The organism is Sphingomonas sp. JC676 (assembly GCF_014489075.1).
Classification (GTDB): domain Bacteria; phylum Pseudomonadota; class Alphaproteobacteria; order Sphingomonadales; family Sphingomonadaceae; genus Sphingomonas.
Genome location: NZ_JACTGR010000008.1, coordinates 104,591 through 125,607 on the forward strand (window position 1 = coordinate 104,591; position 21,017 = coordinate 125,607).

Consider the following 21,017-nt stretch of genomic DNA (forward strand, 5'->3'; position numbering starts at 1 on the left):
TACGTCAGACGTCAATCGTCGATGCCGTAGAATCCAGTCGCCACACGCTCGAAAAGATCGGCTTTCGCGTCCTCGGTTGAGGGTGCAGCAAGGTCGAGCGCTGTCCGTATCCAATCGGCATAGCTGTCCCCGGTATGGAGCAGCACCGGCCAGTCGCTGCCCCACATCAACCGGGTCGGGAAGAGCTCGACGAGGTGCGCGACATAGGGCGCCAGGTCGCTCGCAGGCCGCCCCGCCGACTGTTCGGTCCTGAGGCCCGAGAGCTTGCAATAGAGGTTTGGCAGCGTGGCGAGCGCGGCGATGTCGTCGCGCCACGGATCCAGTTCGCCCCGCGCCGCGAAGGGCTTGGCACCGTGATCGATCACGATCGGCAGGTCGGGCCAGCGCGTGGCGAACTGGTGGAGCGGCCCCAGATGGCGCGGCTCGATCAGCGCGTCGAAGCGTAGGCCATGCGCAAGCATCGCCTCGATCGAGGGAGCGATCTCGGCGCGCAGGATCCACGCGCTGTCTTCGATCGACTGGAGCATGGGCCGGAGGCCGCGCAGCCTGGGCCGGGCGGCTAGGGCGGCAATGCGCTCGGGGGCACCGGCGCGCTCGAAATCAACCCAACCGACGATGGCTTTGACGGTCGGATCGGCGCCGGCCGTTTCGAACATCCAATCGGTGTCGATATCGGCGGGTTGCGACTGCACGAGGACGCTGCCGACCAGTTCGAAGTCCTCGGCTGCGGCGCGCAGGTCATCAGGAAGGAAATCGCGATAGATCGCCGGCCACTCGGCATCCGGCCAGCTCTGTCCGGGCCCGCCGATCTTCCAGAAATGCTGATGCGCGTCGAAAACACGCATCAGAACATGCCGAGGATTCGCTGAAGCGCCGCCTGGAAATGGTTCGAGACCGCAGCTTCGGCGGCCGACGCGTCGCGCGCCTTCGCCGCTTCGAGGATCTCGAGATGCTCGCGCAATGTGCGCAGCGCGAGCGGCTGCGTGACGAGCCGCTCAAGGCGGATCAGCGTCACATAGTTCTTGAGGCGGCGCGCGGTGGTCTCGATCAGCGGATTGCGCAGACTGGCGATCATGCCGCCGTGAAGCCGCTCCTCAAGCTGGCCCAGCCGTTCGATCATGCTGGCGTCGAATCCGTCCCGTTCGATATCGTCGATCAGCGCCTTGTGGTCGGCGATCAGCGCCACCACAGTTTCGACGCCCGCCGTCTCGGCATAGGTGCGCGCGGCCGAGCGTTCGATGATCGTGCGGAACTGATAGGTGCTGCGCGCCAGTTCGAGGTCCGGCTTGAGGAACTGGATGCCCGAGCGTGGATGGATGGTGAGCACGCCTTCCGCCTCCAACACGCGTAGCGCGTCGCGCAACGGCTGGACCGGGATATCGAGCAGATTTACCAGGTCATTCTGCGAGACGAAGGCCCCCGCGGGCACCTTCCGGTCGAAAAGACCTTCAAGCACTCTGTCATAGGCGATGTCGCTGAGGCGTCGGGAATCAGGAGTTTCTCGAGGGCTAGCTGAACTAGCCAAAGAAGCCGCTTGCGTCATTGTGCCCTCTGTCATATCTCAGCAGGTAACTGATATTTCAATACCTGTCCAATGCCTAGAGTGTAGTGGGGAAAATGCGCACAGTCGACTTCCGGATCACGCGGTTCCAGTTCAGGCGCGATCGAGTCATCGGTGACAGCCAGGTGCGCGCGGACGATGTTCACGTCGCGGCGCTCGAGCTGATCGGCGAGCAAGGCGAGGTCGGACTCGGTTTCGTGCAGAGCCTGTTCCATCCGCTTGCCTCAGAAGCGGAGCTCACCCGCGTGTTTCGCGAGGAGGTCTGGCCGGGTCTCGACGGCCAGCCGGCCGGCGCGCTAGCGCACCGCGTCACGCGCCCGCGCGGCGGCAACATTCGCCGTCTCTCCGTCCCGTTCGAGGAAGCGCTCCAACAGGCGGTCTGGGATCTCTTCGCTAAGTCGGTGGGAATGCCGCTCTGGCAATTGCTGGGCGGCAAGCGCGATCACGTCCGCGGTTATGCCAGTGGGCTCGATTTCCACCTGGACGACGATGCTTTTTCGGGTCTGTTCGAGACAGCGCTGTCGCAAGGCTTCGAGGCCTTCAAGATCAAGGTCGGGCATCCTGATCTCGATCGGGACATCCATCGCCTCGATCTGCTCCGCAAGGCCGTGGGGCCGGATGCGATCGTGATGATCGATGCCAACGAGGCCTGGTCGCCCAAGCAGGCGATCGCCAACCTGGAAGCCATGCGCCGCGCGGGGCACGAGATCTTCTGGGTCGAGGATCCGGTACTGCGCCACGATTTCGAAGGGCTGAAGCTATTGCGCCAGTGCGCGGGCGCCACGCTGATCAATTCGGGCGAATATCTCGACGCTTCGGGCAAGCGCCAGCTGCTCCAGGCGGGCGGTGCCGATCTGCTCAACGTGCACGGTCATGTCACCGATGTGATGCGGATCGGCTGGCTGGCGGCTGAATTGGGGGTGCCGGTCACGATGGGCAACAGCTTTCTCGAGATCGGCGTCAATATGGCGGCGGCGCTGCCCGAGGTCGACTGGGTCGAGTACAGCTACCAGAATTTCGACCATCTTGTGGAGGCGCCCTTCGCAATACGCGACGGGAACATCCATGTGTCGCAGGCACCCGGCCACGGGCTGGTGTTGAGCGAGGATGCGCGGCGCGACTGGCACTGTCCCGAAATCCTCGACAAGGGCGAGCTCGGCGAGGCACCGCGCCAGATTTACCTGGGCTGATCCCGGGGACGTACCGCCGGCCAGGCGCCCATCAAGAGGCGCTGGCGGCATCGGAGAGAATGTATGGAAGAGATCGCCATCCCGCCGTCGGGAGAGAGCTTCGCCAATCTGATGCACAGCCCCGCGCACGCGGTGGGCGCGCGTAAATGGCTGTTGATGGGCTCGTTGACGGCAGTCTTCTTCCTGCTGCTAGCGCTGTATGCGGGCGTGCTGGGTGTGCTGCTGCCTAACCAGATCCAGCTGCTCGATCCGGCGAACAAGGAGGGCAATCTCGCGATCATGTTCGCGATCACCTCGGTGTTCAGCACGCTGACCACGCCGATCGCCGGCGCATTGTCGGACCGGACGCGGAGCCGCTTCGGGCGGCGGACGCCCTGGATCGTGATCGGCGCGCTGATCGGAGCGGCGAGTCTGTTCGCGGTGTCGCAGATGCACGGCTTCTGGGCGATCACCGGTTTTTGGGTGGCGGCGGCGATCGCGCTCAATTCGATGCAGGCCGCGATCACCACAATCGTCGCGGATCGCTTTCCAGAGCATGAGCGCGGCACCGTCTCGGGCTTTGTCGGCGCGGGCATGACGGCGGGGCTCACCGCGGGCACGGTCGTGGCCGGCCTGATGGCCTCGAATCTGGTGGCGGCCTATGGCCTGTTCGCGGCAGCGATCGCCGTGGTGTGCCTCCTATTCGTGCTGCTCAATCCCGAGCCCCAAGCCGCGGTCGCGGAACCGGCGCCCTTCCGCCTCGACTCTTTCCTCAAGAGCTTCTGGGTTTCCCCCCGCAAATATCCCGATTTCGGCTGGGCGTTCCTCGGGCGCTTCACGATCTACATGGGCTATCAGGGCATCGTTACCTATCTGCTCTACATCCTCCAGGATCACATCCATCTGTCGATCGAGCAGGCGAACCGGACGATCGCCGCGCTTTCCTCGGTGACGTTCGTCGCGCTGGTGATCTCGGGTTTCGCTTCAGGCTTCCTGTCGGACCGGATCGGGCGTCGTAAGCCTTTGGTGTTCGCATCGAGCATCATCATGGGGCTTGCGCTGGTCGCACCGCTGATAATGCCGACGATCGAGGGAATGTATGTCTATGCCGTGCTGATCGGGCTCGGCTACGGCGCCTTCATGTCCGTGGACATGGCGCTGATGACGCAGGTGCTGCCCAAGCGCGAAGACGGCGACGAGTCGACCGGCAAGGACCTGGGCCTGCTCACAACCGCGATCAACATCCCGCAGATCATCGCGCCCGTGCTGGCGGTCATGCTGCTCAAGGCGACGGGCAACGACTATGGCGCGCTGTTCATCGCGGCGATCGTGTTCGTGTTCGCCGGCTCCTTCTTCGTCTGGCCGATCCGCTCGGTGAAGTAAGATTAGCGCCGCCGGAACGCCGGCGCGCGCTTCTCCTTGAACGCAGCGCGGCCTTCGCGCGCATCCTCCGTGGCGAAGCAGATCGTCTGCAGGTCGCGCTCATATTGCATCGCCTTGTCGAGCGGCATTGAGAAGGCGGCGCGCAGGTTGAGCTTGGCGGTCTCGGCGGCGATCGGCGCGCGCGAGGCAATCGTCTCGGCGAGCGCGCGAGCACGGTCCATCAGCGCCTCGGGCTCGACCACCTCGCTCACCAGCCCCCAGGCGAGCGCCTGCTGCGCGTCGACCGCTTCGCCGGTCATGATCATCATCGCCGCGTTCGACATGCCGATCGAATGGGCAAGGAACGCGGCCATGCCGCCGCCGCCGATCCAGCCCAGCTTGATCTCCGGCGCCGCGAACTTGGCGTTTGAGGCGGCGATGCGGATGTCGCATGACAGCGCCGTCTCCAGCCCGCCGCCCAATGCGTAGCCGTTCACCGCGGCGATGCTGGGCTTCAGCAGATGGTGGATCGCATCGCAATAATCGGCGCGGTTGCGGAAGTCCCAGGGGGTCGCATAGCTGTCGAGCTCGGCGATATCGGAGCCGGCGCAGAACGCCTTGGGGCCGGCGCCCGTGACGATGACGCAGCGCACCTGGTCGTTGCGATTGCATTCCTCCGTTGCCTCGACGATCGCCTTGGACATGGCGGGCGTGGCGGCGTTGAGCTTTTCCGGCCGGTTGAGCGTGATGGTCGCGACATGGCCCTCGATCGCGAAGAGCAGATTGTCGGTCATGGCTTTTCCTTAGCGTTCGGTGCCGGGCGTGCGGCTCATGGAATAGGCGGATTGGAGGGCGTCGAGAATGACGCGGTGGGGCCGACCTTCTTCCAGCCCATCGCGGATCAGCGCCGATGCTGCGGTCTGGAAGGCGATCGCGCCATCGTGACGCGGTCGGACAAACGCGCGCTCGATCGTCTCGGCGGTATCGCGGTAGAAACCGCCCCAGCGGGCGTTGACCAGGTCGCTGTGCCAGGCAGATCGGCGACTGGGCTGTCCATCACACGCGGGAATGAACTCCTCCTGTGCCTGGGGGCTCATCAGCCAGCGGAGATGATCCAGCAGCTTTGGCGTGACCTCGGCGCGGGTCGAGATGCCGATGCCGGTTCCGCCGAGCGTAGAGCCCGGCCGGCCACCGGCTTCGGCGCGCGGCGCGTCGGCGAAGGTGATCGCCCGGCCCGCTCCGGGCGCGGCATAGTTCACATAGCCGTAGACGAGCGGGCAGAGCGCGACATCGTCATCCGCCGCCATATGGCTCAGCAGCCCGATCGGGTTGAGATGCTTGACCGATGCGGGGGTGCGAGCAGCGAGATCGGCCATGAGGTCGAGCACGCGCGGGCCCACGGCCTCGCTCACGAAGCGTTCGGGATTAGCCTCTGCCGGTGGATCGGCGAACGCCGTAGCGATCGATTGGAAGCTGAGCGCGGCGTGCGGACCCGCGAGCGAAAGCGCCACTGGCTGGCGCAGCGCCCGGACTTCGCCCCATGTAGCCGGAGGCGATCCGTCGAGCAGGTCCGCGCGAAGGGCCATCACCTGGGTGGCGGCGTCGAGCGGCAATGCCCAGTGCTGGCCTTGATAGTGATAGCTGGCCAGGCTCGGTCCGATGGTGTCGCGCGCCAGCTGGGTCAGCTCGTCGGTCCTGAACAGGCTCTCCAATGGCTGAAGGGATCCCGCCGCGACTGCCTCGCCGACATGTGGATGATCCAGCACCACCAGATCGTAGCGGGCGCAGAGATCCGCGATAGGATGCGCCTCGAACCCCTCGAGCGGTTGCTTGTCCCATTCGATCGCAAGGCCGTCGCGCGCCTCGTCGAGCTGCGCCGCCGCTGCCGCGAGAGCATTATAGCCGCGCGGGTGGTCCCAGGTCAGTGCACGGTATCGCATCAGTCCTGCCGGACCGCCCCGTTCGCGAGCAGCCGTTCGATCGCAGCGTCGTCGAAGCCCGCCTGCGCCAGCACTTCGCGGCTATGTTCGCCGATCTGGGGGGCGCCGCGCTCGACCGTGGAAGGCGTCTTGGAGAAGCGAATCGGGAAGCCTGGCGTCTTTACCCGGCCTTCGCTCGGATGATCATATTCGACGAAGGTGCCGTTGTGCGCGATCTGCGGGTCCTGGACCAAGTCTTCGTAGCTATAGACCGGTCCCGCCCAGATATCGTTGGCGCGGAACAGTTCAAGCCATTCGGCACTGGTCTTGGCGGTCAGCCGCTCGCGGACCGCCGCGAAGATCGCGTCGCGATGCGTCCAGCTGTCGCTCTCGTCGTCCATCCCGGCGAAGCCCGGCTCGCCGATCAGCTCGCCCAGCTTCTGGAGGTTGGCGAAGGCCAAGGCGATGAAGCCGTCGCCGGTGGCGAACACGCCGTAGGGCGCGCGAATATAGCAATGGGCGTGCGGCTCGGCCGAGCGGGTCTGCGGCTTGTGGCCGACGGTGAACACCGACAGCTCCTGCATCTGGATGGTGACTACCGCATCGAGCATATTGACTTCGACCAGCTGGCCCTCGCCGGTTCGTTCGCGGTGGAGCAACGCCGCGAGCACGCCCTCGAACGCCGAATAAGCGGTGATGGCATCCGCGAGATACTGGCCTGCCGGCGCGGGCGGATCGCTCTCGCGGCCCGAAGAGAGCATCGCACCCGACATCGCCTGGAGCAGCAGATCCTGGCCCGGCAGGCTCACATAGGGGCCGCTCTCGCCATAGCCCGAGATCGAGACATAGATCAGCTTGGGGTTGATCGCGGACAGCGTCTCATAGTCCACGCCCAGCCGCTTGGCGACGCCGGGGCGATAGTTCTGGACAAACACGTCGGCTGTCTTGACCAGCTCCAGCAGCACGGCCCTGCCGTCCTCGGACTTCAGGTCGATCGCCAGGCTGCGCTTGTTGCGGTTGAGCGAGAGGAACGAGACGTTGACGCGATTGCCGGTCGCGCCGCCCGCCGCGCGGAAGCGCTGCCATTCGCCGCCGGTCGGCTCGACCTTCACCACGTCCGCGCCCAGATCGCCCAACCGCTGCGCCGCGAACGGCCCCGCCATAGCGATGGAGCAATCGAGTACGCGATAGCCGCTCAAGATACCCATGATATTCTACGTCCTCAGTGCATGACCCAGCCGCCGTCGACATTGAGTGTCTGGCCGGTGATGAAGCCCGCGTCGTCGGACGCGAGGAAGGCGAGTGCCTTGGCGATATCGGCGGGCGTGCCGCGTCGCTTGACCGCCTGATGATCGAGCACGAAACGCGTATACCCCTCCGGATCGGGGTGGATCTTCTCGGCATCGGTGGGGAAGGCCCCGGGCGAGATGGCGTTGACGGTGATGCCGTCGCCGCCGAACTCGCGCGCCCAGGCGCGGGTGAGCCCGACCAGCGCGCCCTTGGAGGCGACATAGGGCGAGAGCAGGGCCCAGCCGCCATAGAATGTGACGCTCGCGATGTTGATGATCCGGCCCCATTGCCGGGCGCGCATGCCGGGAAGCGCCACCTGGACGGCGACGATGCCGGCGTCGACATTCACCTTCTGCACCGCCTGATGCTCTTCGATTGTATAGTCCTCGAAGGGCTTGGACGGGTAGATCGCGGCATTGTTGATGACGACGTCATAGCCGCCGGTCCGCTCCGCGACCTGGACGATGTCGGCGCGGAAGCGGTCAAGATCCGAGAGGTCGGTCGCGAGCACAACGAGCCGCTCGCGCGCCTCGGGCGGCGCGGCGGCCTCGAGCGCCGCGATCTTGGTGGGATCGTTGTCCACCGCCACCACTCGCGCGCCGGCTTCGAGAAAGGCCAGCGTCGTCGGCAGGCCGAGCCCGCCCGCGGCGCCTGTATAGAGGATCGTGCGGCCGGTGATGCTCACGCCCTGGCCTCCCGTCCAGTAATACGGGGATAATTGCCGCTGGGCGCGGGGAAATCCTCGTCCGGCTGGCCGCCGATCGCGCGGATGCGAGCCTCGGCGGCGGCGATCGTGTCGGCGCCGTCCAGCACTTGGAAGACCGTGTCGTAGCGGCGCTCCTCGCCGTGCTCGAGCCAGATCAGCTCGGCGCGCTGGCGGGCGAACTGCTTGCCGAGAACGTGGTTGGTCGAGGGCTCGATGCCCAGCGCGTACTGGCCGGCCTGCAGGTTCTGCCATTCATAGTGGCAGGGAAACTGGTTCTTGCGTGTCTCGACCAGCACCCCGAAGCCGAGCGCATCGTTGACCAGCGCCACGGGCACGCGGCCATCGGCATCGGCGGCCATTTCGTGCTGCCAGACCTGCTCGTGAAAGCCGTGCTGCGGGCGCGGCAGGGTCCGGTAGCCGACGCCGCTCTTCGCGTAGTCCGGCCCGGCATGCGCGGCCCAGACGACGTCGCTGAGCGGCGCAAGGTAGCGCGAACCCTCGGCCAGTACCGGGTGGCCGATATTGATGTGGTAGAGGAACATGTGCGGCGTGCGGTAGAAGCCGCGGTTGACGACCCGGTCGTGTAGGTGGATCTCGTCGGTGCCGATCTCGGCCTCGATCCGGCGGACCAGGTGCAGGTCCTCGCCGAACACCGTCGATTGCTGGATTACGCCTTCGCACCACAGGAAGCAGCGGTCGCCCTCCCAGCGCTCGCCATAGCCGGTCAGGCGAGCCGGGATGGTGCCGATACGACCGTGCAGCGACGACGAAACCGTCTCGCGGGGCCCGTAGACATAATGGCTGGCATCGTCCTCATCCATGAACAGGATATGGTCGAGCCCGCAGGTGACCATCAGGCCAGAGAAGGAGCGCAGCCAGGAGAGCCCGCCCTCGCCCTCATATTCGTGCAGGCCTGGATGGCGAAAGCCGGCCGGGGAATGCCAGCCGATCGCGCGGCCGCGATGCTCGCAATCGGCGATGTCCATCGCGCGGTCGACGAGGACGGTGAAGCGCAAGCCGGTGCCTGTGCGGAACTCGAGCATGCGGACGCCGCGTTCGATCCCATCGCCGAGCGTCATAAGCCGGACACCCGCGAATTGCGACAGCGCGCCGGCATGCTCCGCGACCTCGCGCGCCGATATCGATCGGCCGAAAAGCTCGACCATGTCCTCTTCCTCCGTTTGAACGGCAGCCTGCGGCCTATTGCCTACTCAAATAGATCAGAAGCCGCAACAGAGATATCAGATGTAGGCGGCGTGCTTGGCCCTGATTACGGCGCGTTTCTCGTCCAGGGTGATTACAAGATCCGCGCGCCGCGGCATCTCGTCGAGGATGTGACGGGTCAGGCGCTCATAATGCTGGATGAAGGTGTGGATCTCGGCATCGCTCATCCCGGCCCAAACCCCGTTTCCGGTTTCGCGCCGCAGACCCTCCTCCTGTTCTGTGCGCCAGGCGCCGACCACCTCGAACCCGGGCGCCTCCAGCAGAACGAGCCGGTCGAGGCGTGCGAACAATCGCTGGTAGGGGCCGGCGAGCTGATCGTTGACGAAGCGGCGCCAGCTGCCCGAGCGATCCTGTTCCGCTTCGAGTGCATTCACCGGCTCGGCCAATGCCGCGTCGGATTGGGGGCGCGCGCCGACGCACCAGCCCTCGAACAGGATGACCTGAACGCCGGCCGGCGCGACTTGCCATTGCGCGGTCGTGGCGCGCTCGTCTCGTGTTTTGTCGAAGCACGGGAGCCGCACCGGCTCTCCCGATTGCAGCAGGTCGAGCATCGTCATGGCAAGCGCCACGTCATGCGTGCCGGGCACGCCGCGGGTGCGCAAGAGCGAATGCACGGCCTCGCCGAGCGCGGTCCGCTCCGCCGACGTCAGGTAGAAATCATCGAGCGACAGTGCCACCGAACGGATGCCGTCGGCGGTCAAGGCTGCATGCACCTGTGCCGCCGCCGTGCTCTTGCCGCTTCCCTGCGCTCCGCACAGGCCGATGACGATCGGCCGTCCGTCCCCGCGCGCCAAGGCGTCGCGGATGTCCCGTTCGATGATCCTTGCGGCCGATGGAAGTTCAGGCGACACGATCGCGCGGCTCTCTGCTGTCGAAATAGGCTTCAAGATTGGCGGCAGCGCGCATGCCCATTGCGACGCGGGTCTCGATGGTGGCGCTGCCGAGATGGGGCAGCAGCACCGCATTCTCCAGCTGGAGGAGGGCAGGGTGCACCTGCGGCTCCTTCTCGTAGACGTCGAGGCCGGCAGCGGCGATGCGCCGCTCTGCCAGGGCCTCTGCCAGTGCCGCCTCGTCGACCACGGTCCCGCGCGCGGTATTCACCAGGATCGCGCTGGGCTTCATGCGGGCGAGCAGTGCGGCGTCGATCAAATGCCGCGTTTCGGCGCCGCCCGGCGTGTGGAGCGACAGAATGTCCGCCTCGCCCGCAAGCGCTTCCAGGCTGGGCACGTAGCGCGCGTCGAGCTTCGCCTCGATCTCGGCGGGTGCGCGGCTCCGGCTGTAATAGGCGATCTTCATGCCAAAGCCCGCACGGGCGCGCTCGGCGGTCGTCTGCGCGATCCGCCCGAAGCCGACCAGCCCCAGAGTCTTGCCGACGATGCTCTGGCCGATCATGTGGGTCGGCGCCCAGCCGCTCCATTCGCCCGCGCGCACCTCGCGCTCGCCCTCGCCGCCCCGCCGCGCGGCCATCAGCATCAGCAGGATCGCCAGCTCCGCGGTCGCTTCGGTCAGCACGTCGGGCGTGTTGGTGACGACGATGCCCGCCGCCCGCGCCGCCGCCAGATCGACATGATCCACACCCGCGCCGAAATTGGCGATGATGCGGACTTTCGCGTCCGCAACGCCCAGGATTTCCGCATTCAGTCGGTCGGTGATCGTCGGGCAGAGCGCGTCATAGTCGCGCATTGTCCGGGCGAGTTGATTCGGTTCGAGCGGCCTATCGTCCGGACTGAAGGTCGCATCGAAATGCGCCGCAAGATGCTGCTCGACTGCGTCGGGCAGGCGGCGCGTGACGAGCACGCGGGGAAGAGCCATGTGCCTCGTCCTATTCGAAGCTGCGGATGTCGCCGGCGGTGATGTCGCTGCTGCCCCGCGCGTCGATCGCGGTCGCGCGTGGGCGCTGCGAGACGATGCCCTCGATGATCGCGCCGCGCACATCGTCGAGCACGATCGTCGGGCGGGCGTCGGGCGCATCGGTCCGGAAGGTCATTTCGCGCAGGATCAGCCGGCGCGCATGCCGCGCGAAGAAGCCATGCGCGGGAAGCGTACCCATGAAGCTCACCTCGAGACTGCTCACGCGGCGGTCCTCGGGAACCCGAGCGGCATCCTCGGCGGTGCCGCCGCCGCGATGGGTGACATCGATATTGGTGAAGCTGACATCCTCGATCGGTCCATCGACGATCCCCGCGACGCCGCACGGATAGCGCGGATCGGCGCCCGAGACGTTGATGTCGCTGAACTTCACGCGCCGACACTTGCCGACCGTGGTGCCCGCCGGGGCGCGCAGCCGCGCGGCCTGGTGGATGAACAACGGATGGTTGACCGGATTGCGCATCGTGATGTCGGAGACGATCACATCCTCCAGCGTCCCCCCGTCGACCACCCCCATCAGGATGCCACGGCTGTTCTCGCAGGTGCAGTTGGTGATCTGGATGTTGCGGAAGCCGCCATTGCTCTCGGTGCCGAGCTTGATGCGGCCCAGCGGCCCGACGCTGTCGACGCTGTTATAGTCCGATTTGCGATAGGTGCCGTCGAGCAGCGACCCCATCACATAGCCCATCGTCTTGCAGCCGATGACGGTGACGTCCTCGCAGATCACCTTGCGATCGAGCGCGTAACTGCTCTTGAGGACGATCGCATCGTCCTTGGGCGCGTTCACGACACAGTTCGAGACCCGGACGTCGCGGCAGCAATCGATATCTATTCCGTCGCGATCGGTGTCGATCGTGAGATTGTCGATAGTCATGTTGGTCACGCCATGCGCGATCACGCAGAAATGGCCGCCCTGCAGCACGATGAAGTCGCGCAGCACCACATTGCGGCAGTTGCGCAGGCCGATCGACTTGTTGGCGCGGCCGATCACGGCGCGTTCCTTGGGATCGCGCAGCCGCGCCTCGCGCGGGGTGATGCCGAGCTCCTTCGGCGATTTCCAATCCGGCTTGTTGTGCCAGCGGTCGCCGGGCCCGTCGCGATTGAGGCCCAGACCATGGATCATGCCGCGGCCGACGATCGCGATGTTGCTGACGCCGTCGCCATAAATCAGGCTGTTATGGACATGAGTGATTCCGAAATCCTGGAACTGCTCCTCCATGTCATTCTCGGGCTCGTCATAAGCGCCCTTGTGCACCGCCGGGTCGGCGGCTTCGATCACGGCGCCCGCCGACAGCACGATCGTGACATTGTTCCTGAGCCGGATCGAGAAGCACAGATAGCGTCCCGGCGGCACGACGACGGTGCCGCCGCCGGCTTTGGTCGCGGCTTCGATCGCGCGGTTGATCGCATTGCTGTCGATCGCCTTTCCATCGCCCTTGGCGCCGTAACCCCGCACGTCGTAAAACGCGCCAAGCATGCGCGCGGTCTGGGCCAGCGCCGGTTGCGCGAGCAGCGCAGCCCCCAGGCCGATCACGGCGCCACGGCGGCTCAGCTCGGCTTCGGCCAGCAATCGCGTTGGCGCGCCGTTCATTTCACCGCTCCGGTCGCCGGATCATAGCTCGGGGTCCCCGCCTTGGGCTCGATCCCTGAGGCGTCCATCACCTTGCGCGCCTCGGCGGGCCAGGCGGTGCCCTTCACCAAGTGATCGTCGACGATCAGATTGTTCTGATAGGCATCCCACATCCCGCCGATCTCGGTGGTGTTGTGCCAGTTGCCGGTGGCGGTGTTGTCGGGGCTGATCCGCTCGGGGAAGGAGCCGCGCACCGTGTTGACGTTGAGCCATTTGGCCGCGCCGTCGACCACGTTGTTGCGCACGGTCACGTAGCGCGAACCCTCGTCGAGATAGAGCGCGATCTTCTTGGGGATGTCATAGACGTAATTCTCGGCGATCACCGTGCCCGGGCTGGCGGATAGGTTGTAGATCGCGCCGCCATCCTCGAAATGCTGCTTGGCGTCGTGGATGCGGTTATAGGCGACGATCACGTCGCGATGCGTCGTCGGCTCGTGATAGACGAGGTTGGGCGCATAGTCGTAATAGCCGCGCTGGCGCGTGCGGTACGAAGGATTACCTCCAGGGTCGTTCAATCCCCAGCCCCAGCCGATATCGATGCCGTCATAAGGCGCGTCCGAAATGTCGTTGTGCAGGATCAGCGCGCGGTCGACATAGGTGCTGAGCACCGCGCTGTTGTCGCGGTAATCCTGGCTGACCTTCGAGATGCGGTTGTTGCGGATCATCACCTGCCGATTGGTCTGGCCTTCGCTTGCGGGATGATGCGCTTCGCGCCGCACGCCGCCTACGAGGATTGCGCCGGCAGCTATATCGGTGAAGACGTTGCCTGAGACCTCGATTGCCTGGGCGCCGTAGCCGGTGCCGCTGGCGTTCGCGTCGGGGTTGTTGCCGATACCGAGAGCGACCTGGCCGAGATGGGCGAACACATTATGCTCGAACTTGATCCGCTGTGCGGCGGACACCTGGATCGCGGCGGGGATTTGTGACCATTCGTTGCGCCGCATTTCGAACCCGGGACAACCCCAGGAGCAGCTCTTGAGAGCATCGACCGGTCGGCTGCGCGACACGCCGGCGAGGAACGCACCGCTCTGCTGATTGGCATAGCCCTCGCGGGTCGAAGGCCCCATCCAGCTGGTGTGGGAGAAGCGAAAGCCGCTGAAGCTGATGTCTCGGACCGGGCGGTCGTAGCTGCCGCTGATCGAGATCAGATAAGGCAGGCGGGGCAGCTCGACGCGGACCTTGGCCATGTCGGTGCCGGGCCGGGGGCGGTAATAGAGCTTGCCCGCCGCGGGATCGAGATACCATTGGTCGGGCTGGGTCAGGAAGGCGAGCGAATTGACCAGATAGAGGTGCGCGAATTCGGGCCCGTAGGGCTTGTTCAGCGTGTCATAGCCCCAATTGTTGTTGTCCCAAGCCGGCTGCTGCATGATTAGCCGCCGGCCCTCGATCCGCTCGACCGGCGCGAAGCGGTCAGTGAAGTAGCCCAGACCTTCCACCTCCACGCGGCGCTGATCGGGCAGCTTGGCGAGGTAGTCGTATGCGGGATCGTTGATCTCCAGCGCGGCGTCGGTGAAGGTCACTGCCGAGCGCGGAATCTCGATAGCCGCGCGCTTGGCAAGGCGTCCGTCCACCCAGAGCTGGCGGGAGTCCACGCCCTTGGGTACCGAGGCGACGTAAAGGTTGCGGGCGCGGTCGGCGAGCGTCCAGCCATCGACGGCAACGCCGCCGGATATCACCGGGTGGGCATTGTCGGCAGCCTTCCACGTGACGCTGTGTCCGTTCAGGCCCCCGTCCATCGCTGTGAGCACAAGCGGAGCATCAAGCCGATAAACGCCATCCATCACGGTCACGACCACGTCGTGGTCCTGGTTGGCGCTCCGCAGTGCGGCCTGCGCCCGCTTTAGCGTTCGGAAGGGCTTGTCCTGGGTACCAGGCGCTCTGTCATCGCCACTGAGCGAAACGAAATAACTGGTCGTCGCGTGCTCCTGCGCCAGAGCCGCGCCGGACGGGGCGCTCGCACATAAGACGATCGCAATACAGAGCCTCATACCCATCCCACTCCTCAGCCGATCGCCGACTTTCGCCTATCTGATATAACAGTAGGTATCATAGATATGTCAATTCCGATGTTCTCAGAGCGGATGGGCGCAATCTCGCCGGCAAGGATCGCGCCAAAAGGCCGTCCGAGTACCGGATACGGCTCAAGGGACGTAGTCTTGGAGCAGGTGTGGGGCTGGTCGGCGGGTTAGCGAGAGGGTGGACATCGCAGGCCGCGCACGCGCCGCCGCGTCGCTTAGTTCGGTCCGCCGGAGCTCATCCCCAGCCGATAGGCGGGCGTCGCAGCGGCAACCGGTGGCGGGCGATCGAGGGCGACCAGCCGCACAGCGCCTTCGAGGCCATGCCCGGTCACGTTGTCGGCTGCGATCTTCGCGCCCGAAAAGACGCTCACCGCGACCCCCTCGATCCGGGCTCCGCGGATATTGGCGAGCGTGATACCCCTGCCGCAAGTGCCGCTGATGTCGCGCAACACCAAGCGCTCGAGCGGTTTGTCGGGATGGATGTTCACGGCGTCGACGAGGATTGGGACGTCCTTCACGCGGATGCGCTCGAAGGTGAGATTGCGGACGCGCGGGACACCTTCCAATCCCGGTACCGGAAACTGGTCCTGCTTGCCGCTGTCGAGAAAGTTCAATCGGAGGAAGCCGTAGCCGGCTCCCGACACTTCGAGGTCGCGCATCGTGATATCATCGATGAACGCGCCGCGCCCCGGCCGGCTCTTCAGGTAGATCGCGAAGGTATGTGCGAGCAGGCATTGGCAGCGCTCGACCAGTACCCGCCGAATCCCGCCCGATGTCTCGCTGCCGATGCCGATGCACGCCCAGCGATGGTCGCGAAAACTGCAGTTGGTGATCGTCACGTCCTCGGTGGGGCGACCGATCGCGTTGCCCTCCATGCCGCGTCCCGACTTGAGCGAGATGCAGTCGTCGATAGTGTCGAAGTCGCATCGATCGATCAGCACCCGCCGGCAGCTATCGACGTCGATCCCATCGGCACCGCCCTTGACGGTAAGGCCGCGGAACATTGCATCTTCGCAATAGACGGGGTGGATCGACCACATGTCGTTCTGCTGGGTGTAGAGGCCGGTGACGGACAGGCCGCGCACCTCGACGAACTCGAGCAGGGCAGGGTGGCGCAGTCCGGAGTCCGAGACGCGTTTGTGGATGGCGTCGGAGGCGAGGATCCGGCCCTTGCCGGTGACCGTCACGTTGCGGGCGTCCTGTGCCCAGACCAGGCCGATATGGCCCGGAACCCAGCGTCCCTCCCAGCGGACCTGCGTGACCGGATAGTCGGCGACATCGGGCGAGCCCTGCAGTGTCGTATCCTGCTCGATGCGCAGCATGGTGTTCGAGCCGATCCGGATCGCGCCAACGAGGAACGTGCCGCCGGCAAGCACCACTTCGCCGCCGCCGAGCACCGCCGCACGGTCGAGCGCCTGCTGGACCGCCTCGGTGTCCTTGGTCGTGCCGTCTGCCTTGGCGCCATAGTCGCGCGGATCGAGGCGGGCGCCGTTGCCGGGAGCCTTGGCTGGGCTCGGCATCGCCGGGATCGTCTGCGCACGCGCAGCGAGGGGCGCGAGACTTGCGGCGACCGCGCCGAAACCGGCGGCGGCGAGGAATGTGCGGCGGTCGGGCGACATCGGCATGCTCATCGGTCGGAGGGAGGGGCGATCGGGTCCCGGGTGCCGCGATAGCGCAGGCGCACGGCGGCCCCGGCGATTGCGTGCACATCCCTGAGGCTTAGGGGCTCCCCGACGGCGTTGACCGGATTGACCAGGGTGACCCGCTCGCCGAGCGCGGCGATCAGGTCGGGGATGTCGTATTGCTCGAGAACGCCGGGTAGATTCACCTCGGCCATGTCGCGGCTGACCGGACGTTCGACAAAATCGCGATAGCGGAGGATCGCGCCGTCGCTGACGACATGCGCGACGCGCGGATCGAGCACGGCAGCGTGCAGTGCCACCGGGCCGAGCGCGCCGAGGCCATAGACTTCCAGCGATCTCCGATCGACCTCCGGGCGTTCGGCCAGCCAGTTGAGCGCGGAAATCGCATCGTCGACGCGCATGCCGAGCGGCGTCTTGCCGACCAGCAGCGCACGCAGCGAGAGCAAGGTCCAGTCGCCGGTGAGCGAGGATTTGACCTCTTCGGTGCCGTTCGCCCCGCGCGCCTCCAAGGCCAGCACATTCCATCCCCCGCGCGTCCAGTGCTCCAGCATTCCGCCTGGCGCGGAGAGCGGCCGCAGCGGCTGGCTGGCGAGGTACAACAGGGTGGGTCGTTTGCCCGGTTTCGCCGATTGCGCATACAGGCCGTCGACATGCAGCCCGGGCGCGGCATCGAACTGCACCGGTGTGACACCATAGCCATCCAGTGACTGGCGGGCGCCTTCGCGCATAGCGGGCGCCGCGGCGCCGGGAGTGACGCTCGTTCGCGCCGCCTGGGCGATGGCAGCGCGCAGCTGCGCGACAATTGGCCTGGCGGAAGGAACTTGGCGCGAGGCCTCGCGGGCGATGACTGCCTGCAATGTCATGCCGCCGCCGGAGGTGGCCAGCTGCCCCGTATCCGTTACCAGCAGCGCCGAGGGATCGGGCAGGGGAGCAGGGGCAAAGGGCGCCTCGTCCGGCACATCCTTCAGCCAGCGATTGAAGAAGCCGATGATTCGCGATGCCATGGGCGCAAGATTGCCGTGCCCGCCCGGCCCCTCGATCATCGCTAGCCGGTCGCGCGCGCCGAGCAACTCATAGAAGCGCCCGGCTTCGGCATAGGCGGCGCGTGCGCCGGCGATTGGAAACATGTCGCCCGTGGTGGAGAGGATCGCGAAGGGACGCGGCGCCACGAGCTCGATCCAGTCGGGAAGGTCGAGGCCGCGCTCGAGAAAGAAGGGGATCGATTGTTCGGCATCCTGCGGCCCGGGGCCGCCCGTCGCTAGTAGGTGATCGAAATCGTTGACATAGCAGCCGACCGCCGCGGCGCGGATGCGGATGTCCAGTGCTGCAAGATAGGCGGTCATGGTACCGCCGCCCGAGCAGCCAAAGGCGCCGATCCGGCGATCGTCGACGTCGGCGCGGCTCATCAGGTAGTCGACGCCGCGCACCGCATCCTGGAGGAAATAGCGCGCGACATGCCCGCCGGTGGGCAGCGCCTGGCCGAACGCCATCGAATGCTCGCCGGTCGGGCGGCCCACCTTGGACGCGCCGATCTCAGGATCATAATGCTGGAGCCGCTCGCCTTCGCCGACGATGTCGATCGATAGGACGATGAAGCCCGCGCGCGCGAAGTTGGCCGCAAAGAGATGATTGCCGAGCTTGCCTTCGCTGCCATGGCCCGGCTGCAGGATGATCGCGGGGAAGGGGCCGCGCCCGGTTGCGGGGCGATAAACGATCCCGGTGACGCGATAGCCGGGCAGGCTCTCGTACCAGAGGGATTCAGTGGTGTAGCCATCGAACGTGGCGGTGCGGGTGATCGCCGCCGTAACGGGGCCGCCGAAGCGCTCGGGCCGGACCAGCTCCTCGATCGTCGCGCGCACGCGCAGCTGGCGGAGGCGCGCCTCGTCGGATGAAGCGAGCGCGGCGACCGTCGCGGCGCGGGCGGCGCTCTGCTCTCGGGCGAGTTCGGTGAGATAGGCTACGAGGCGGTCACGCGCGGTCTGCGTCTGCGCCGATGCCGTCTGCACGGTGAGACCAACGGCCATGCATAGCGCGAGCGCCAAGGTTCGGAACGAGTGTCGTATGCCAGGCATCCCTTCAACCCGAGGTGTCGGCAGGGGTGGGAACGCCGCCGGGTGTCGGACCGGCAACGGGGCTGCCGTTGCGGCGGACATTGTCGTAGCGGAGATTCTCGACATGCGAGACGATGTCGGGCTCGCCGGCGCGGATGATCGCGCAGTCGCGCAGCGTGATGTTGCGGATCGGCGCGTCGGGGAAGCCCTGCAGGTCGAGTACGCGCTGGCAGCGGCCGACGAGCAGCCGCTCGACGGTGAGGCCGTCGAACACGGGCGTATAGTCCCCCTTGGCGCCTTCGCCGTAATTATAGTCGATGGTGATCACCGCGCGGCCGACCTGACCCACGGTCACGTCGCGGACATGGATGTTGGACAGCGTGCCGCCGCGCGCGGCGTTGTTCTTGAAGCGGATCGCGGTGTTGAGTTGCGGGCTGTCCATCCGGCAGTTCTCGACAAAGACGTTGCGTACGCCGCCGGTGATCTCGCTACCGAGCGTGACCCCACCATGGCCGTCGAGCATCGTGCAGCCGGAAATGATCACATTCTCGGTTGGCCGCTTGAGCCGCCGACCATCGGCGTTGCGCCCCGACTTGATCGCGATGCAGTCGTCGCCCGTGTCGAAGTGACACTCCTCGATCAGGACGTCCCGACACGATTCTGGATCGCACCCGTCATTGTTCGGCCCGTGGCTCGAGATGGTGACGCGCTGCACGGTCACATTCTCGCACTCGACGGGATGGATCTCCCACATCGGCGAGCGGATGATCGTCACGTCCTCGATCAGAACGTTGCGGCAGCGATAGGGCTGGATAAATTGCGGCCGGATCGTCGAGCCGAGGCCAAACACCCGCCTTGCGACGGGCACGCTCTGTTCCGCCATCCGCTTCAGGCGAGCGCCGTCGCTCTCGCCGCCATCAGGCCGACGGCGCACCCAGTCCCACCAATGCGCCTCGTCGGCCTGGCCATCGAGGATGCCGTGCCCGGTAATCGCTACATTCTCGCAGTCGAGCGCATATAGGAAGGGCGAGATGCCCATCAGTTCATTGCCTTCCATCCGGGTCAGCACCGGCGGGAAGTACAGGGCCGGGTCGCGGGCGAAGCGGATCGTAGCGCCGCGCGTGACGTGCAGCTCGACATTCGAGCGGAGGTGGATCGGGCCGGTGAGCCAGACCCCGGCTTCGACGACGACGGTGCCACCGCCCGGCGCGCTGGAGGCGGCGGCGATCGCCTTGCGGAATGCCTCGCTGGCGAGCTTCGTCCCGTCGCCGACACCGCCAAATTGCGTGAGCGGGAATCGGTTCTCGGCGGGGAAAGTGGGCGCGCGGATCCGCGCGCGAATTGCCGCCGCCTCTGACCAGGGATCCCAGAATGCGGCGGGACTCTGCGCCGCAACCGCGGTTCCCACCGATGCCCCAATCGCTGCGCAGCCACCCGCCAGCACTGCACGCCGATCCAGTCCGGAAACCGACTTCATCATCGACGGACCTCTTCCCAACTGGCGAAGCTGCGCGTTTGCGCATTTGGACACCGGTGTCTTTTCGAAGGGTCGTGGAAAATGCGACGGTCGTCAATCTCGCGCATCGGCGGCCGATGATGCAATAGTGCGCTGATTATCTGGAACAGGCCGAACGCAAGGAATTAGCCTAAGATGGAGGCTACGTGGCCGGCGCCAGCTGCTCACGCAGACCCGACAGGTCGACGAACCGGTCGATCGACCGCAGCAGGTGGTCCGCCGGCACATGCCGCTCAAGGTTGAACCCATAGAAGAGCGGCTCCTGCACCACCCGCCGCTCACCCATCATCGCGCGTCACCTGTCAGCAACACAACGCTGAATCAGATCATCGCCACCATTTCAACGCCGACTTTTCAACAGCATCGGCCTCTTCCAGTCATTCAGTTGCTCAAGACCGCTATGGCGAAAACTGGCCGCAAGCGGTCGGTGAAACACATCGAATGAAAATGGTCTTGCACAGCTTGATCCGCGCTGGCTTTGGCCTCGGCCACGGCATCCGGACCGGAAGCTGTTCCTTGCACGGAGAAAAAGGTCAGATCGCGTAGTCCGACGACGCCCAGGACGGCTTTCAGATACGGAGTAAGAAAATCCGGCTGGCGCGCGCGCTCTCCAGAATATCTGCCGCCCGACGCCACCGCGACATAAACTGGACGGTCACGCAGTCTGCCTATTTTCCCATCCTTGGTCACATCGAACGTCCGGCGGGCTCGAACGACAAGATCTATCCATGCCTTCAGCGCGGAGGGGACAGTGAAGTTGTGCACAGGGGTCCCGATGACCACGAAGTCAGCGCGCTCCACTTCCTGGATGAGTTCTTCGGACAGGGCGATCGAACCCTCCTGGGATGGATCCGCGGTCGACTGCTGGGCGATGGCGTAATTTTCGTCGACGTGCGGGATGGTGCCGTCACCGATCACGCGATTTGTCACCGTCGCCCCCGGCTCGCGCGCGAGCAGGAAGCCAACAATTCTTTGCGACAACCTATGGCTCTCGGCGGCCTGCCCGAGCGGGCTGCAACTGACATGGAGGATGTTCATTACTTATCCAATTCCGGGTTC

18 protein-coding genes are annotated in these 21,017 nt (G+C 65.7%); 2 read left to right on the plus strand and 16 right to left on the minus strand.

Features of this window, described 5'->3' with window-relative positions; translation table 11 throughout:
• Positions 1-11: 11 nt before the first annotated feature.
• A complete protein-coding gene (locus tag IAG41_RS22055) occupies positions 12-845 on the minus strand; it encodes an amidohydrolase family protein (RefSeq protein WP_187730851.1) in 834 nt (277 codons plus the stop codon).
• Positions 845-1,456 carry a GntR family transcriptional regulator gene (locus tag IAG41_RS22060; RefSeq protein WP_316251209.1) on the minus strand — a complete coding sequence of 204 codons (612 nt, stop codon included), beginning with the start codon at positions 1,454-1,456 and terminating at the stop codon, positions 845-847. The genes IAG41_RS22055 and IAG41_RS22060 overlap by 1 nt, the downstream gene beginning before the upstream one ends.
• A 161-nt stretch (positions 1,457-1,617) precedes the next feature.
• Between IAG41_RS22060 and IAG41_RS22065 the strand changes: the two genes are divergently transcribed.
• Both IAG41_RS22065 and IAG41_RS22070 read left to right on the plus strand, forming a co-directional pair.
• Positions 1,618-2,751, plus strand: a complete 1,134-nt coding sequence (locus IAG41_RS22065; RefSeq protein ID WP_187730853.1) for a mandelate racemase/muconate lactonizing enzyme family protein — start codon at positions 1,618-1,620, stop codon at positions 2,749-2,751.
• Between the two features lie 63 nt (positions 2,752-2,814).
• Positions 2,815-4,113: an MFS transporter gene (locus IAG41_RS22070; RefSeq protein ID WP_262408830.1), complete on the plus strand. Its 1,299-nt coding sequence runs from the start codon at positions 2,815-2,817 to the stop codon at positions 4,111-4,113.
• A gap of 2 nt (positions 4,114-4,115) precedes the next feature.
• Here IAG41_RS22070 and IAG41_RS22075 read toward each other — a convergent pair whose 3' ends face one another.
• The 14 genes from IAG41_RS22075 to IAG41_RS22140 form a co-directional block, all read right to left on the minus strand.
• Positions 4,116-4,886, minus strand: coding sequence for an enoyl-CoA hydratase/isomerase family protein (locus IAG41_RS22075; RefSeq protein WP_187730854.1), 771 nt, complete (start codon positions 4,884-4,886; stop codon positions 4,116-4,118).
• A gap of 9 nt (positions 4,887-4,895) precedes the next feature.
• Positions 4,896-6,032, minus strand: coding sequence for an extracellular solute-binding protein (locus IAG41_RS22080; protein ID WP_187730855.1), 1,137 nt, complete (start codon positions 6,030-6,032; stop codon positions 4,896-4,898).
• Positions 6,032-7,219, minus strand: a complete 1,188-nt coding sequence (locus IAG41_RS22085; RefSeq protein WP_187730856.1) for a CaiB/BaiF CoA transferase family protein — start codon at positions 7,217-7,219, stop codon at positions 6,032-6,034. The genes IAG41_RS22080 and IAG41_RS22085 overlap by 1 nt, the downstream gene beginning before the upstream one ends.
• A gap of 14 nt (positions 7,220-7,233) precedes the next feature.
• On the minus strand, positions 7,234-7,986 hold the full coding sequence (locus IAG41_RS22090; RefSeq protein WP_187730857.1) for an SDR family NAD(P)-dependent oxidoreductase: 753 nt from the start codon (positions 7,984-7,986) through the stop codon (positions 7,234-7,236).
• Positions 7,983-9,173 carry an aldose 1-epimerase family protein gene (locus IAG41_RS22095; RefSeq protein WP_187730858.1) on the minus strand — a complete coding sequence of 397 codons (1,191 nt, stop codon included), beginning with the start codon at positions 9,171-9,173 and terminating at the stop codon, positions 7,983-7,985. Before IAG41_RS22095 ends, IAG41_RS22090 begins: the two co-directional genes overlap by 4 nt.
• A 75-nt stretch (positions 9,174-9,248) precedes the next feature.
• A complete protein-coding gene (locus IAG41_RS22100; RefSeq protein WP_410468101.1) occupies positions 9,249-10,118 on the minus strand; it encodes a kinase in 870 nt (289 codons plus the stop codon).
• Positions 10,072-11,043, minus strand: coding sequence for a 2-hydroxyacid dehydrogenase (locus tag IAG41_RS22105; RefSeq protein WP_187730859.1), 972 nt, complete (start codon positions 11,041-11,043; stop codon positions 10,072-10,074). The genes IAG41_RS22100 and IAG41_RS22105 overlap by 47 nt, the downstream gene beginning before the upstream one ends.
• A 10-nt stretch (positions 11,044-11,053) precedes the next feature.
• Positions 11,054-12,691 (minus strand): glycoside hydrolase family 28 protein, encoded by a 1,638-nt coding sequence (locus tag IAG41_RS22110; RefSeq protein WP_262408831.1) that lies wholly within the window; start codon positions 12,689-12,691, stop codon positions 11,054-11,056.
• Positions 12,688-14,718 (minus strand): right-handed parallel beta-helix repeat-containing protein, encoded by a 2,031-nt coding sequence (locus IAG41_RS22115; RefSeq protein WP_187730860.1) that lies wholly within the window; start codon positions 14,716-14,718, stop codon positions 12,688-12,690. Before IAG41_RS22115 ends, IAG41_RS22110 begins: the two co-directional genes overlap by 4 nt.
• A 245-nt stretch (positions 14,719-14,963) precedes the next feature.
• A complete protein-coding gene (locus IAG41_RS22120; RefSeq protein WP_222950829.1) occupies positions 14,964-16,367 on the minus strand; it encodes a glycoside hydrolase family 28 protein in 1,404 nt (467 codons plus the stop codon).
• Between the two features lie 8 nt (positions 16,368-16,375).
• On the minus strand, positions 16,376-18,415 hold the full coding sequence (locus IAG41_RS22125) for an acetylxylan esterase (protein ID WP_187730862.1): 2,040 nt from the start codon (positions 18,413-18,415) through the stop codon (positions 16,376-16,378).
• A gap of 52 nt (positions 18,416-18,467) precedes the next feature.
• The gene (locus IAG41_RS22130; protein ID WP_262408832.1) at positions 18,468-19,922 is read right to left on the minus strand and encodes a glycoside hydrolase family 28 protein; all 1,455 of its coding nucleotides are present in this window, start codon (positions 19,920-19,922) and stop codon (positions 18,468-18,470) included.
• A gap of 178 nt (positions 19,923-20,100) precedes the next feature.
• Complete coding sequence (locus tag IAG41_RS22135) at positions 20,101-20,247, minus strand: hypothetical protein (RefSeq protein ID WP_222950838.1); 147 nt, start codon at positions 20,245-20,247, stop codon at positions 20,101-20,103.
• Positions 20,248-20,339: 92 nt separating this feature from the next.
• Positions 20,340-20,996, minus strand: coding sequence for an FMN-dependent NADH-azoreductase (locus IAG41_RS22140; protein WP_187730863.1), 657 nt, complete (start codon positions 20,994-20,996; stop codon positions 20,340-20,342).
• Positions 20,997-21,017: the final 21 nt, after the last annotated feature.